This is a genomic window from Vibrio sp. zbq_1, assembly GCF_043102935.1.
GTDB classification, from domain to species: Bacteria; Pseudomonadota; Gammaproteobacteria; order Enterobacterales; family Vibrionaceae; genus Vibrio; species Vibrio parahaemolyticus.
In genome coordinates this window covers 527,633-542,569 of the sequence record NZ_JBICJH010000015.1, presented here as the reverse complement: position 1 = coordinate 542,569, position 14,937 = coordinate 527,633, and the positions used below count along the sequence as shown (strand labels likewise).

Here is a 14,937-nt window from a genome sequence, read left to right as displayed (position 1 = left end):
CAACACAACCGGGATCAGTGCGTTATCGAACCCGGTTGTTCAAACCGTTTCACCAACCATTGTTACGACTCAATGCCTAACGACTTCATCAACGATTCAACGGTGTTGTTAACCCACAATATCAACGGATCATTGCGGCGCTTTACGCTGTAAACGTAACCGAAGTTACCCTCTAATTTCGGCAGCGCGTCATCAAATTCGATAAAAGAAAAACGCTTATCTAACTGATTGATCAAGTGACGCGAACAAGGAAACAGCACATCGCTATCCGCAACCAAATTCAAAATGGTGTTGATGTGCGTGGTACGCAGTTGAATTCTTGGGACAACTGAAAAAGGCTGTAATAAGCGCGAGATGTGATCTTCTTTTTCATTCCAATGTTGGATGATGTGAACCGCGTACGCGTACTCTGAAATGTCATCCAAATACATGCGTTTGCCACCATGCGGATGCGTCGCACGGCAGGCCAGAGCAAAGTCGTCCCGCCCGCCTTTTTTCTGAACCAGATGCTTCGGCAACTCCATAGGGAAATAGTTGATACCAAAAGCGATTTCACCCGCATCGATTTTGTCTGGCGTGGTTTCCGTCCAGTCTTCGATCACCAAGTTCATAAACGGCGCTTCCTTGGCTAGCAGCTGAGTAAACGCGGCAGAAAACCATTGTGCAATGGATGAGTTGATCGCAACACGCAGCACACTGTTTTCGGTCGCAGGATCAAAACTATGAGAAACATTCACCAGCTTGTCGATGTCGTTGATGATCCCAGAAAGCTGCGCTTTGATCTCTTCGGATTTCGGCGTGAGCTCCATATTGGTGCCCTTACGCACTAAAATGTCGTCGTTAAACAAATCCCGAATTTTACGCAAGCTTCGGCTCACAGCAGGCTGGCTGGTGCACAAACGCTCCGCAGCCGTTGTGGTGTTACGTGTTTCAAGAATCACTGCAAGCACCTTGAGCAAATTGTAATCAAAGTTCATCAACGTTATCTCTTTAGCTTTTCTCAAAGCATATCACTTTTGATATAGACTAAATACTCACAATTCATTTCTGTAATAAACGGGTTAACGACTAAGCTTAGCTGGAAACATATCCTCACAACCAAATGGATGAAACCAGCCATGAAACAAAAATTACTCGTTACTCTATTGGGATTATCAGCGCTAGGTGCCAGCCCTGTATTTGCGGCTAACACCAATGTTGATCTTGCAGAAGATGCTTATATCTACGGATACTCTATTGATGAAGCGTACAAGTTTTTCTATCACACGGCGGTAGAAAACAACTATCCGCTCAACCGCTTTCAGAATATTCGTGCTCTAGCTGATGACTCTTACACCGCTCACCCAACCATTAATAACGATACGCTTCACCTTATGGGCTGGTTAGATGTTGCTGCAGAACCTGTCATTGTGAGCGTGCCTGATATGGATGAAGGCCGTTACTGGATCTTGCATACAATGGACATGGGCCACTACACCAACGCAGCGTTCAGTTCTCGTACTCGCGGCACAAAAGGCGGCCAGTTCATGTTTGCAGCACAAGATTGGCAAGGTGAAGTGCCAGCTTCTGTCGACGAAGTGGTTCGCGTAGACAGCAACCTTGTGAAGCTGATGGGTCGCATCATGGCAGTGAATGACGAAGATGCGAAAGTCGCGCTTAACTACATGGACCAATGGAACATTCGTACCCTATCGGAATATTTAGGTAAGAACGGGCCAAAACCAGTACAAAGAACGTACCCAGATCCCAAAAATTCAACATGGCTTGAACGCGTGAACTTCGTGCTATGTGATGGCTCGATGGGCAATGCAGACAAACAGTGGTTGGACAAATACCAATCTATCGGCGTTGAACCATGCAAAACTGACTTCACACCTGAGCAGCTAAAACTGGCAAAAATTGGTGAGAAGAAAGGCATGGAACACCTCGTCGAACTTGCGCCTAAAATGACAGATGCTCGTACGTTGCTTGGTACACGCGATACCTTGGGTGATGCGCCACGCGATATTTTTGCAGAAGGTACTTACCTTGGTCAGTGGGGCTTACCACCTATCGAAGCGTCTTACCGTAAATCAGATTTCGACAGCACTGGTCAAAAACTGGATGGTTCGAAGCATGATTACGTGATGCGCTTTAAAGCGCCGAACGTCAGCGAATTCTGGTCTGTTACTATTTACGGCAACGACAACCGTTTGATGGCGAAAAACGACCTAAACCGTCACAGCCGTGGCGACCGAACCATGAAAGCGGACAAAGACGGTTACTACACCATTTACATGAGTGCGAACGAGAAAGGCCGTGCAGACGATCCAAACTTCTTGCCAGTACCTGAAAAACCGTTCTACGCCATCATGCGTTTCTACGGCGCAGACGATGCAATCCAAAGTGGTGAGTATCAAATGCCTGAAATCAAAGTAGTTAAATAATTCGTTTTAACGAACCACTGCTCTGTCGCCTCCTTAGCTCGTAAGTGCGTTAAGGAGGCTTATTTCAAGGTGGGTGTCTAGGGCGAACATCAAGCCCAAAAATCAAAGAGCCACCCACTCAATCTGGTGATTATTTTTATTTAGGTATCGTATGGATTTTAATCTAATCCAAACCTTTTTAATTGTTGCTGAATATCAATCTTACTCTCGCGCCGCAGAGCACCTAGGGCTAACTCAGCCAGCGATTAGCGCATCCATGAAGCGTTTGGAAAAAGAAACCAACAAATCGTTATTTGTGAAGGATGGGCGACAAATCAAACTCACTTCTGTAGCGCATCAGTTGCTACCTAAATTTCATCAGGCGTTTGCGATGATCAATGATGCCATTTCCGATCAAAGCACTTTCCGCCTGAGCTGTAACGAAGCGCTGATCCACCGCATCACACCAACCAACACGATCAGCATTTGCGCCGATACGGATTTACCTTCGTTATTGAATGATCTACGACTTAAACAGATCGATTTGATTATTAGCCCAACGACCATTCATGACCCATCGTTTATCAGTGAGTCAGTTTTTGAAGAGCCAATGGTGGTGATTTGTCGTCAAGATCACCCACGTATCGCAGGAAAAATCGAACAAGAACGGTTTTATTCTGAAAAGCACTGTCGATTTGTCGGAGACGAAGACTTCCCAGTTAGCGACACCGAAGTTCACCAGCCAGGGCTGCAAGAGCGTGATGTGGAAATGATGACAACATCGCTCTCTGGCATGATGCTTTATGTGGCGAAACACGATTGCTTAGGCGTGCTTCCCCTGTCTTTGGCGCAGAAATGGCAATCGGCTTTGAACCTGCAAGTCATTCAAACTCCAATGTTTTCCGAGCCGGTCAGCTATAAACTGATTTTCCATAAACGAGATGAGTCGAGTACTTCCCATCAACGTTTGCGAGCTTGGGCGCGTGACCAATTTGCTACAGGCCTAAACGCCTGACGCGGTCGCACATCAAGGCATTTCGCCAAAACTCTTTCTCTCTTCTTAAACGCACTCTTTATGACTAAACGCGCATATGTTAAAAATGGTTTAACGATCAATATGGACGTTCAGGTCGTATACTTTTCCATAACCGCACAAAAGGAGTGAAGCATGCCCACCAACAACCCAATCGCAATCCAAGCCCTTGATCATGTCGTGCTAAGAACGTGCAACCTCGACGCCATGTTGCATTTCTATCGAGATGTTTTGGGTTGCCCAGTCGAGCGCGAAGTAATGGAGCTTGGTTTAACCCAGCTTAGGGCTGGTAACGCATTGATTGATGTGGTGACGGTGGACAGCGAGTTAGGGCAACTTGGCGGAAAGCCACCAGTTCAAAATGGTCGTAATATTGACCATTTTTGCCTGCAACTGGCGCCTTTTTGCGAAAATGAAATGCTGGAATATCTGCGTTCGAACGGCATTGAAACCGAAGAGTTTGCAAAGCGCTACGGCGCACAGGGGTTCGGTCGCTCACTCTATATTCATGATCCGGAAGGAAATGTCGTCGAGTTAAAACCTCAAGTGATTGATGAGTAAGCTACACTTAACTGTGTTACTGACCATTTGTTTCTCATCATTGTAGAAGGCTCAAAAAAATGAACGCGATCTCGTTAGTCCAAGGCGACATCACCACCGCACATGTCGATGCCATCGTGAATGCAGCAAACCCGAGAATGCTCGGCGGAGGTGGCGTCGATGGTGCCATTCATCGCGCAGCAGGGCCTGCGCTTATCAATGCGTGTTATGCCGTTGATGATGTCGACGGTATTCGATGCCCGTTTGGTGACGCACGCATTACTGAGGCTGGCAATTTAAACGCGCGTTACGTCATTCATGCCGTTGGCCCGATTTACGATAAATTCGCCGATCCAAAAGCGGTGTTGGAATCTGCATATCAACGTTCGCTGGATCTCGCGCTCACCAACCACTGCCAAAGTGTGGCGCTGCCTGCGATTTCTTGCGGAGTGTATGGTTACCCACCTCAAGAAGCAGCAGAAGTCGCGATGGCCGTTTGCCAAAGACCGGAATACGCGGCACTCGACATGCGCTTTTACTTGTTTAGTGAAGAGATGCTTTCGATTTGGCAACACGCCCTTACCCAGCACTGAAATCTGTATGACAAGAGACATAAAAAAACCGGACTGCCAATACAGTCCGGTTTGTCTTATTTATCACTGAATTATCGTTCGTTAAGCGCTACGAATGCTAGGGGGGTCATCCAAAGCGCCTAATGTGTGCGATCTAGTTTTTGAAGAATCCGTTGTACATCATGTACAAATGCGCCGCAGACCAAGAGAAGTTCGACGCACCTTGTACCGCGCCCGTCTCAGGGTTGTAGTTTTCACGAATTGGCATGTCACCCGTCATACCTTCTGCGTTGTTAAACAACTCATTTGCCATTGCAATCGCTTCTTCTTTGTAGCCGTAGTTTTCCATCGCACGGAAGCCAAAGTACACTTGGTCTAGCCACACACGACCACGCCAGTACACATCTTTACCGTAAGCAGGGTTGGTTTGCGATGCGGTCGGCAAAGGCACACCCGTTCCTTGGAATTTATCTGGCGTGTTGAACTCGTCTTGATCTCGCATCACCGCGATCACTTTATCGGCATGCTCTTGCGTTGCTGCACCATTAAACAGCGGCGACCAACCTTCAGGACCACGTCCACGCTCTACAATCGGCAAACCCGCACAACCATTTGCAAGAGGTGCAGGAGTAGTGCCATCTTCAGCCACATTTAAGTGAATGTCGTAGAAAAATCCTGTGCTTTCATCAAACATACATTGGTTAATGTACGTTTTGATTTTCTCGGCGCCGTTCAGGAATTCTTGCGCGCGGTCTTTACCTTCTACGCCATCGGACACCAACTTCGCCATTTCCGCTAAGTATTTGTTGTCTGAGTACATGTAAGAGGCTTGATCCACCGATTCTTGCAGCATAGAGAAGCCAAGCAGCTCACCGTCCGCTGCGTTATTGTTGGTGCGATTTTCTGCAAAACGAACTTCCCAATCTTTCTTCGCAAGATCGAGTTTCGCTAAGTTTTCCGCTGACGTGTTGCTGTACACCCACTCTTCGCCTTCCAGCTTGATGCTGTTATCAAAGCCGTACGCACTTGCCGCGTAGCGACCAAGTTGATCCACATTTCTGTCTGGGTTGCTGATGTCTTCAGCTTGCGAATTCATGTTATGGATGTTGTAGATAAAGCCAAAACGAGCTGCGTTATCCATGCCCGATTCCCAGCCCGCCGCTTCTTGTGCGCCGACGTGAATCGTCATGTAATCCACTTTATCGAGAATCTTATTGTAAGACGCCATGCCTTTTACTTTATAAGAATTGCCGTTTTGCTCGATGATGTCTTCTGCCGGAATAATGGTCGTGAAGTTAGGATCGCGCGTTTCTACCCAAACGTACATCACGCCTTCTTCCGTGTTGTGTGCTGGGTCTACTGCCGCGCCGTATTCAGGCACACCATTTTGGTTGTGGTCGCGGTTGGATAGCCACCAATCATGGTATGCCACCAACTTCGGATACATTTCATCAATGAATTTTTGCGCGTCTTCTGGGCGATCAAACTGGTTCACCAGAGCGTGATACACCTCCATCACAGACCATGCCGCCAACGAAGGTTTCGTATTGCGTTCGTTCCAGTTTTCAGAGCCAGCACCACCACGACTAACAGGTTTGGTGTACGTCAACACATCCAGCAAGTAGCCTTTGTCTTGCGGACGAATCTTGTCATCAGCTTGAACTTGCTCTTGGAATACCGTGCGAATGTTGTCCATCGCAACATCTGGGTTGAAATGCGCCATCGCGTACGCTTGTTTCCACGAATCCCACGGCCATGTTAAGTTACCAGAGAACCAACGCGCAGTGACCGATGGCGTGACTGTCGCTTGTTCAATATCGCCCGCCGCAGAGCGCCAGTTACCGTTTAGGGTCTCCATCGCTTTTACCGCTACGCGAGCTTGGTCTGCTGTCGCTTCTTTGTTGATAAGACCATTCGCTAAATAGCCGTCCCAACGCGCTTTCGACGCTTCCATGTATTGAGTTGGATTCGCCAATACATCTCGCAATTTCAACGATTCTGACTGCACTTCTTTCGCATTGTGCAGGTTAGAATACGCCGTATAAACCGCCGATGTTTGCTCAGCTGGTAGGCTCATCTCCGCAGTAGAACTGAATGAGGTTTCGTTGGTGAACGTCTTCGTCGGTAGAGAACGAGTAATGCGGAACTCGGCATCGCGGTCATTACGGATCGCCCAGTTGTCTTTCATCTCGCTAAAGTTAATTTTAATGCCGTTTTCGATGGTCGAAATCTGGCGCTTGTAATCTGGGTAGTACTGCGCCACGGTTTGGTCTTTGCGCGTCGACAGCGCGTATTTCACCAACTCGCCGTCCCACTCCAACGCCAAGTTCATATCACGATCAGTTTTGTTAGTGATGAGCGTTTCCACCAGCGAAGAGCGGTCAGTCACGAAGCGCAGCACCATTTGCACGTGAATATCGTCCAAGTCCAACACCTGCACTAACGCACCTGGAATGGAATAGACTTTCGCTTCTGCGTTCGATAAATCGTAAGTTTGGCCACTCACTTTGTCGGTCAACGTGAGCTTGTCGAACGTTTGGTCAGACATAAAATGCGCGTACTCTTGCGTCACTTGCATAATACCGCCGAAAGCGCCATAACCCGCCGCATCTTCAGGTAGCAAATGGCCATGCCACGCGCCGTTGTCCGTGAGTGCATTGTACTTCAGGTTCGAATAACTGTCGTAATCACGCAGGTAAGTTGGATTACCAGTGCGATCAATCACGTTAGTAAATTCTGAAGTTGGCGCCTGTGGTAAACGGATTTCAGTTTTATCATTGGAACCACATCCAACAAGCGAAATAGTAGCCCCGATCAGAATGGCAAGTGTGCTCTTTTTAAACATACTTTTTCCCTATTATTTACGTTATTTTTATATTCTCATTTATATAAATGAGTGTTTTTAGTGTGCAGAAGCCCGGCTCGCACTAAATAAGCACGAGCTTCCAATAATTATTCTTTTATTTTTCTTTAGCGATAGTGATGGCTTTTAATAAATCGCCATTAATATTCGGAATTGTGTCAGCCAAAAATATCTGATTACCAGGCGTAAAAGTGAGTAAAACATTTTTTAGTCGTTGACTGTTTTCACTGGTTTTATTTTGAACATCAAACTCAATTAATTTGTTGTACACTTCATTTGCCAGTTTTTCTTCTTGTTCTTCGGTAATCGCAATGCGTCCAACACAAATTGGAGGTCGAATATCGTGGCTAAACACTTCTTCACGAAAGCGCTGTGCAAATAGCGTGTCTAAATTTGAACCTTCTTCAAAAATAAAGCGGCCTGTATCTTTAAATTGATAGTGTTTATCCCCTTTCAGTTCAATGTAATCCATCATTTCTAGTGCACGTAAATAGAGCGCAACGGAAGTATCACTCAGCTGGTATCTCCGTGCGATCTCTTCTAAAGACCACTCAGGTCGACGCAAAAGATAAAGAAAATCAAATAAGTGAGGATATTGATGGAAAATCTCACTGTTGGTGTCAGTGATAAACTGTTCACTCTCTTGCTGCAGCTGCTTACCTCGCATGGATAACTCAACCAAATCCGTATCAAGGTGCGTGGCGTACAACAAGATTTTATCTAAACCAAGAGACGTATTGTGAAGCTGCCTTTTTATAGTAGAAAGCGGGATTCCAAGTCCAATAGAAAGCTCGGAATATCCAATGCCTTTTTCTTTTATTTTTTCTCGTAAAGCAGCAAGTAAATACGTTGCAGAATTATTCATCTAACAATGCCTGTATTTTATTTATTCAGCATCCATGATGATAAATTCAAGAGAGTCCTACTCTTGTGATTTTGGTCTCAATATTCTATCTTGTTGGCGTAAAACATGTCTTATCCATTAGATTTTTTTACTTTTCTTTAACTGGATACATTTTACCCATCAAGAACAAGTTATAGCCATTGCTCTATGGGCTTATCAAGATAATAGTCAGTATAATTGTTTTGAAGAGTAAAATTAAGATGGCAAAGATTTTTACTAAAACTTTTCTGATAAGAGCGCAAATTTTCAGATCAAAAGTATCAAAAAATGACACCAATCGATTTATAAAAGCGTGAGATCACAATTGGAAAGTGAATCTATGGAAATTTTTAATTTCAATGACCAGTAAAATCCTTGTTATATTCTGAAAATAACAAGGTTAATTTCTAAAATAATTATTGAAGTAAGATCATATTATTAAGTCAAAATTCTAGCTGGCTCACATATTTCTTTTTCTCGCCACCACTGTTTATTTATATGTTCTTGATGAACGTAAAAACTCTCCCCCGGCATTGGCGTCAGCAGCGTTATATGTTCTTTTTGACAATGGGCAAGCAAATCTGAAATCGGTTCGTCCCAACGGTGAGTAAACAGCTCGTATGTAGCCCAATGTACTGGCAACAGTTTTTTCGCATTTAAATCGTGAAACGCTTGCACGGTATGATGAGCCTGCATGTGCCCCCAGTTTTCGACCGGATAACCTTGGCCTTTCACATCGGCAGCCACTTCCAAACAGGCAATGTCGATTGGTCCACATCGCTGTGCGATCTCGGAAAAGTGCGAATCGTAAGCTGAATCACCACTAAAATAGAGCGTCTCTTCTTTGCCTTTGATGACCCAAGAAGCCCACAGGGTCGCGTTTTTATCGAAATAAGTACGACCCGAATTATGGTTAGCAGGCGTACAAATCAGTTCAATTCCGGCATAGTGCACGCTATCCCACCAATCGAATTCCACGATGTTGTCTGCGCAAACACCCCACTTTATCAGATGCTTGCCTACCCCTAAGGGTACATAAAACGTCACGGGTTTATCGGCGTAAAAACGTATGGTCGATGCTTCTAAATGGTCGTAATGATCGTGCGAAATCACAATAATTTCAGGAATCGGCAAACGATCTCTGGCATGGGTATTGGGAATATTGCGTTCAAACCACGCTTTTGCGATGAACGGAGAAGCGTAATCAAATACCGGATCGGTCAGAATTCGAATGCCCTCGATCTCCACCAGCATGGTGGAATGGCCCAGCCAAGTAAGGCGCATCGATTCACTTCGCCGCGCAAACTGCGTAGGTTGAATTGGGGAATGTGGCAGATGTTCGTTAGGACTCAACGGCGTTCTACCACCAAGATAACTCCAACACACCTGCCAGAATGATTGCGGACTAGGGACATTTGGCATCTCGTTTTTAACGCGGCCGTTTTCAAATTGAGGCGAGTGGTGAACACGGTGCGCCAACTGCGCATGGTAGGTTTGAGGGGAAATCAGTGAACTTGGCTTTTGTGTCTTTTGTTCACTCGTTAGGTATGTGCGCTTAAGTATCGTCTCAGACATATCGTAGTTTTGTCTCGCTTGCGAACGCTCAACAGTAGGTTTATTAAAACGTGCGTGTATGTCTATTTCGTGACCAAAATGAGGTGTAAGATGAAGATTCAGTTTCAATCAAACGTCTTCTATTTAAGGATACGGTTCTCAAACCTTCTGAATACTGCGTCGGTTTGAAAGGAGAAAACTATGGTGACTTGCAGCCAATACGATTTTATTGAAATCGCCTGTATGTTTAAGCTCCCTATCGAGATCACACTAAAAAATGGTGAAACTCATCAGGGCAACGCGTTCGACACAGGCTACGACATGCAGCGACAAGAGTGCTTGTTTTTAGATATGGATGGTGAGCACACCGCCTTCCCGACTGAACAATTAGTCGCAATGCGCGCGCTCAAAGCCAATCCGCATTTTGACGAAGTGACGTTTGAGTAAACGTCCTTCTTTCACTGACGCCGTCCAATAAAAAACACCTCTCAAGCTGACACAACTTGAGAGGCGTTCTCTTACACGGTTCACCTGAACTTGTTGTTATTCACGCGACCGGATGAAAACCAGCATCGGCATCATGATCACGAACATCACTCCCACAAGCTGGAAGGTGTGCACAAACGCGACCATTTGCGATTGCTGCTGCAACATCTGTTGGTATTGGTCTAACGCAACCGGGTCGGTAATGGAAAGCCCCTGATTGGCCGCCCAGTCATGCAAGTTAGGATTATAAGGATTAATACCCTCTCCCAGCGCATGCCATTGCTGCTGACTATCACGATATTGGAACGTGGTGGCGATAGAGATACCAAACGAACTGCCAATCGTACGGAACAGATTGTAAATACTTGCCGCCGCGACAGATTGCTCTTTCGGAATCGTTAAATACGCCAAGGTGGACAGCGTCGAGAAGGTTAAACCAAGCCCCATCCCCTGAATCATACTCGGCATCACAATCCAAAATGTATCGATCTGCAGTGAGTATTGCGTCATCAAATAACTACCAATCCCGATGCAGCTCAAGCCAAAGACTATTTTGATTCTGGGATCGAATTGCGGATTGAGTTTAATCACCAAAATTAACATCGCCGCTGACGCCAATCCACGCGGTGCCATTAATAAGCCAGTGGTTGAGACCGGATAATCCAGCAAGCTTTCCAACAGCATCGGTTGTTGAGTCGTCAGACCAAACATCGCCATCGACACCACGGCAATCATCAACGACGAGACCATAAGATTTCGGTCTTTAAGCAGCCATAATGGCGCTATTGGGCTTTTGGTTTTCCAGCTGCGATAAATCCACATCACCGATCCCATGACTGCGAGTAATATCGCGGTCTGGATCATACGTGAGTTGAGCCAGTCTTCTTCGTTACCTTTATCCAACACAAACTGCAACGCGCCCACACCTAACGCCATGTAACCGATGATCCACCAGTCAAAGTTAGGTTTGGATTTGTTGTCGATGTGGATATAGCGATAAATCAAAGAGGTACAGATCAAACCGAATGGCAAGTTGATGTAAAATATCCAGCGCCAATTGATGTTGTCGGTGATCACGCCACCCACGACTGGGCCCAAAATAGGACCAAGCAAAATGCCGATGGAGAAAATCGCCATCGCTTTGCCTTTTTGCTCGTACGGATAAATCTGCACTAACGTCGACTGCGCCAATGGAATCACCGACGCGCCGAAAGCGCCTTGGATAATGCGAAATAGCACCATCTCTTCAAGAGACTGTGCTTGCCCACAAAGCGCACTGGCAATTACAAAACCGATCACAGCAACCAGCATGACTTTGCGTTCACCAAAGCGCGACACCCAGAAACTGGTCATCGGAATGAAGATCGCTTCCGCCATGCTGTAACCCGTCAGCACCCAAGTAATTTGGTCTGCCGTTGCGCCCAACGCGCCCATCATGTGCGATAGCGACACGTTCGCAACGGTCATATCGATTAACACCATGATGGCAGAAAGCATCACGGCGACGGTGGCAATCCCCCGTTTGTCTGCCGTAATTTGATGGCTCATTGCACGCTACTTTGTAAATCAATAGTGACTTCTGAGCTCGCACCCACGCGAAGTTGCGGCGCATCAGCCGATACTTCTAACGCCAAACGTACAGGGAAACGCTGTTTGATTTTAACCCAGTTACCCGTTGCGTTTTCTGGTGGCATCAAGGAGAACGATGTACCACTCGCAGGCGACAGCTGCTCTACCGTTGCTTTCCACACCACGTCTGGGTACATATCAATCACCACATCCGCATGCATGCCAGGTTTAATATGAGTAAGATCGGTTTCTTTAAAATTCGCGCGTACCCAATAGCTGTCTTTTAAAATCACAGGGAACAGCGTTTGACCCACGCTAACGACCGAGCCTACGTGCGTATTGATTTCACCGGCAATGCCATCCACTGGTGACGTAATGTCGGTGTAGCTCAAGTTCAGCTCCGCTTGCGCTAACTGTGCCGCCGCTTGTTGAACAACCGCAGCCTCTGCGCCTTCTTCACCACGGTTCGCAATGGCTTTTTCTACCGTCGCGCGCGCTTGCTCTAGGCTCGCTTGAGCATTGGCTAGTTTGTTTTTCGCCGTATCTAAATCTTGGTCTGACGCCAGTTTGCGTTTCACTAGAGAATCCGTACGTTTGTACTCTACTTGCGCTTCTGTCAGGTTAGAGCGCGCCGCATCTAAGCCCGCAACAGCTTCAGTTACCTGCTTATCGGCTACGTCATGTTGCTGGACCGCCAATTGGTATGCCGCTTTTGCTTGCTTCACTGCCAACAAATATGGGCGTGAATCTATCTTCAGCAGTAGGTCACCTTTGTTAACAGATTGGAAGTCTTTGACATCCACAGAAACCACTTGGCCTTTTACCTGAGGCGCTACCGACAAAATTTTTGCCCTAACATAGGCATCTTCTGTGCTTGGGTGACTGTCTGAATACTGCCAAGACCAATACATCGCACCAAATGCGATAACACAGAGAGTGAAGAAAAGAGTTTTTACCAGCTTAGATCTGGCGGAAGAATGCTTCGCGATGTCGCCGCTCATTTATATTGTCCACTTGTTCAATTATGTGACCAGTGTAGGACTTTTCGATCTTGGAACAATAAAATGATCTGCAAGGTTAAGATCCAGTTTTAAACCTTGAACTATTGCTTGAATCGTGTGCAATCTAATACACACGGAAATGCAGATAAAAAAAGGGGCAGTCCCCGTAACCGCCCCCAAAGTCATGCCAATAATTGTAATGCGCGTGTAATGTGTGTAACTACCGCTTTTCTTAGAACTTGTAACCGCCGCTGATCATAAATACCCAAGGGTTAATTTTGACGTCGGTTTTTTGCTTCGCTCCACCAAATTTGTATGTTGCTTCTGTTTCAATGTTTGCATACCACGCAGATGCGTTAAGGAACCATTGATCGTTGATCATGTAGTCCACGCCTACGTTTGCTGCTAAACCAAATGAATCGTCTAGCTTAAGATCAGTTAAGCCTACGTTTTTCGCTTTGTTGTTAAAGCCTTCATCAAAAAAGATGGTGTAGTTGAGACCTGCACCAACGTATGGACGGAACTTACTTTGTGGCTCGCCAAAGTAGTACTGAACCATAAGCGTTGGTGGAAGGTGTTTGGTGTCCGCGATATCACCAAGACCTAACAAGTCTGTTGAAATATCGTGGCTGAATGGTGTTGCAGCTAGAAGCTCTAGGCTGATGTTGTCTGTGAACATGTAGCCAAACGTCAAACCAAGCTGTGTATTTGAATCCACTTTCAATTCTTCTTGAGAACCAAGAATCTTATCGCTGCTGTCATTTGGAACGACAGACGCCGCACCAACACGAAGAACGAAGTCACCTTGTTTATGAGCGAAAACACTTGGTGACACGAGTGCAGCAACCACTGCTAGACTGCAGATTGTTTTTTTCATTTTTTATTTCCTTTTGTAGGGCTTCGTTATGTCGTACCCAAAGGTGTGCCTGCTGACTGGCCTTAGATTTCAAGTAAACTCAGCGCCTTGAAGCACACGGGCATCTATATTTTTTTTGAGCTGCGCGCAATCTAGCACATAGAAACCCTACTATTTTGATGGAAATCAATTTGTGAAAAATATAGGTTTTTTGTATAGAGAAACGCCATACCGATCAACAAATTATGCAAATCGGATACAATTCTGTAATGCAAACTGTGCGTGTGAGAAACCATGCATACTCAAAAATACGAATCCTCTCGCTAAGGCCCGTAGCCAGCAAAAACTTTTTTCTTCCTCTACGTCTTCTATTTTCAAAAAACAACCCACTTAAAACGCTCGTTTGCCCCCTTAAAATCGCGATTTGAGGAGTTTGTAAAACACTGAAATACAAGAAGTTATTTTTCTGGAAAATCAGTCACTTGGAGTGCTAGTCTGCTCGCAGCTAAGGAGAAGACATGTTAAAAACCGATCTCATTTTTGAACGAGAAAACTTTTCTCATCACGATTTTCAGAATGCCACCTTTAAAAACTGCCACTTTTATATGTGCAGTTTCGACCATGCCGATCTGCGCGATGCTAAGTTCATCGACTGTCGCTTTATCGAATCCAAAGCGCTAGAAGGGTGTAGTTTTCGCTTCGCGAACTTAAAAGATGCCAGCTTCACGAACTGTATGTTGGCGATGAGCCTGTTTAACGGCGCAAATTGTATGGGCTTGGAGCTGCGTAAGTGCGATCTCAAAGGGGCAAACTTCCAAGGTGCGAACTTTGCTAATCGCGTCAGTAACACCATGTTTTTCTGTTCTGCTTTTATTACTGGCTGCAACCTCACCTACTGTAACTTCGAGCGAGTGTTACTAGAAAAATGTGACCTCTTTGAAAACCGTTGGAACGGTGCGAACCTCGCAGGGGCAACTCTCAAAGGCTCGGATTTATCTCGCTGCGAATTCTCGCCAGAACAATGGGGAACCTTTAACGTTGAGCAGTGTGATCTGACTCATGTCGAACTGGACGGGCTGGATGTTCGCCGCGTTTCTCTGTTTGGTGTTAAAATTTGTGATTGGCAACAAGAGCAATTGCTTGCGCCTTTTGGACTGATCATTCTCTAAGGAAAG

The 14,937-nt window shown here is 45.8% G+C and carries 13 protein-coding genes; 6 read left to right on the top strand and 7 right to left on the bottom strand.

Annotation, left to right across the window (positions count from 1 at the left end; genetic code table 11):
* Window positions 1-62: 62 nt before the first annotated feature.
* Window positions 63-977 (bottom strand): LysR family transcriptional regulator, encoded by a 915-nt coding sequence (locus tag ACF8CV_RS10385; RefSeq protein ID WP_171055950.1) that lies wholly within the window; start codon window positions 975-977, stop codon window positions 63-65.
* 141 nt (window positions 978-1,118) lie between these two features.
* On the opposite strand from ACF8CV_RS10385, the gene ACF8CV_RS10380 reads away from it, so the two are divergent.
* From ACF8CV_RS10380 to ACF8CV_RS10365, 4 genes are all read left to right on the top strand, one after another.
* Window positions 1,119-2,426 carry a DUF1254 domain-containing protein gene (locus ACF8CV_RS10380; protein ID WP_025524951.1) on the top strand — a complete coding sequence of 436 codons (1,308 nt, stop codon included), beginning with the start codon at window positions 1,119-1,121 and terminating at the stop codon, window positions 2,424-2,426.
* Window positions 2,427-2,577: 151 nt separating this feature from the next.
* Entirely contained in the window at window positions 2,578-3,420 is an 843-nt protein-coding gene (locus ACF8CV_RS10375; protein WP_138938178.1) for a LysR family transcriptional regulator, read from the top strand.
* 153 nt (window positions 3,421-3,573) lie between these two features.
* Window positions 3,574-3,999, top strand: a complete 426-nt coding sequence (locus ACF8CV_RS10370; protein ID WP_138938177.1) for a VOC family protein — start codon at window positions 3,574-3,576, stop codon at window positions 3,997-3,999.
* A gap of 59 nt (window positions 4,000-4,058) precedes the next feature.
* Entirely contained in the window at window positions 4,059-4,571 is a 513-nt protein-coding gene (locus ACF8CV_RS10365) for an O-acetyl-ADP-ribose deacetylase (RefSeq protein ID WP_025579576.1), read from the top strand.
* Window positions 4,572-4,704: 133 nt separating this feature from the next.
* Here ACF8CV_RS10365 and ygjK read toward each other — a convergent pair whose 3' ends face one another.
* From ygjK to ACF8CV_RS10350, 3 genes are all read right to left on the bottom strand, one after another.
* On the bottom strand, window positions 4,705-7,395 hold the full coding sequence (gene ygjK / locus ACF8CV_RS10360; RefSeq protein WP_138938176.1) for an alpha-glucosidase: 2,691 nt from the start codon (window positions 7,393-7,395) through the stop codon (window positions 4,705-4,707).
* A gap of 115 nt (window positions 7,396-7,510) precedes the next feature.
* Window positions 7,511-8,278 carry a hypothetical protein gene (locus tag ACF8CV_RS10355; protein WP_020841655.1) on the bottom strand — a complete coding sequence of 256 codons (768 nt, stop codon included), beginning with the start codon at window positions 8,276-8,278 and terminating at the stop codon, window positions 7,511-7,513.
* A 456-nt stretch (window positions 8,279-8,734) separates the two neighbouring features.
* A complete protein-coding gene (locus ACF8CV_RS10350; protein ID WP_138938199.1) occupies window positions 8,735-9,871 on the bottom strand; it encodes an MBL fold metallo-hydrolase in 1,137 nt (378 codons plus the stop codon).
* Window positions 9,872-10,051: 180 nt separating this feature from the next.
* Here ACF8CV_RS10350 and ACF8CV_RS10345 point away from each other — a divergent pair, with 180 nt between their 5' ends.
* Complete coding sequence (locus ACF8CV_RS10345; RefSeq protein WP_005460845.1) at window positions 10,052-10,297, top strand: Rho-binding antiterminator; 246 nt, start codon at window positions 10,052-10,054, stop codon at window positions 10,295-10,297.
* A gap of 96 nt (window positions 10,298-10,393) precedes the next feature.
* Here the strand turns inward: ACF8CV_RS10345 and ACF8CV_RS10340 are convergent, their stop codons facing one another.
* From ACF8CV_RS10340 to ompW, 3 genes are all read right to left on the bottom strand, one after another.
* Window positions 10,394-11,884: an MDR family MFS transporter gene (locus tag ACF8CV_RS10340; RefSeq protein ID WP_005460814.1), complete on the bottom strand. Its 1,491-nt coding sequence runs from the start codon at window positions 11,882-11,884 to the stop codon at window positions 10,394-10,396.
* Window positions 11,881-12,906 carry an HlyD family secretion protein gene (locus tag ACF8CV_RS10335; protein ID WP_025501435.1) on the bottom strand — a complete coding sequence of 342 codons (1,026 nt, stop codon included), beginning with the start codon at window positions 12,904-12,906 and terminating at the stop codon, window positions 11,881-11,883. The genes ACF8CV_RS10340 and ACF8CV_RS10335 overlap by 4 nt, the downstream gene beginning before the upstream one ends.
* A 232-nt stretch (window positions 12,907-13,138) precedes the next feature.
* Complete coding sequence (gene ompW, locus ACF8CV_RS10330) at window positions 13,139-13,783, bottom strand: outer membrane protein OmpW (RefSeq protein WP_005460838.1); 645 nt, start codon at window positions 13,781-13,783, stop codon at window positions 13,139-13,141.
* Between the two features lie 497 nt (window positions 13,784-14,280).
* Here ompW and ACF8CV_RS10325 point away from each other — a divergent pair, with 497 nt between their 5' ends.
* Window positions 14,281-14,931, top strand: a complete 651-nt coding sequence (locus ACF8CV_RS10325) for a Qnr family pentapeptide repeat protein (RefSeq protein WP_005460782.1) — start codon at window positions 14,281-14,283, stop codon at window positions 14,929-14,931.
* The last annotated feature ends 6 nt before the right edge of the window (window positions 14,932-14,937 follow it).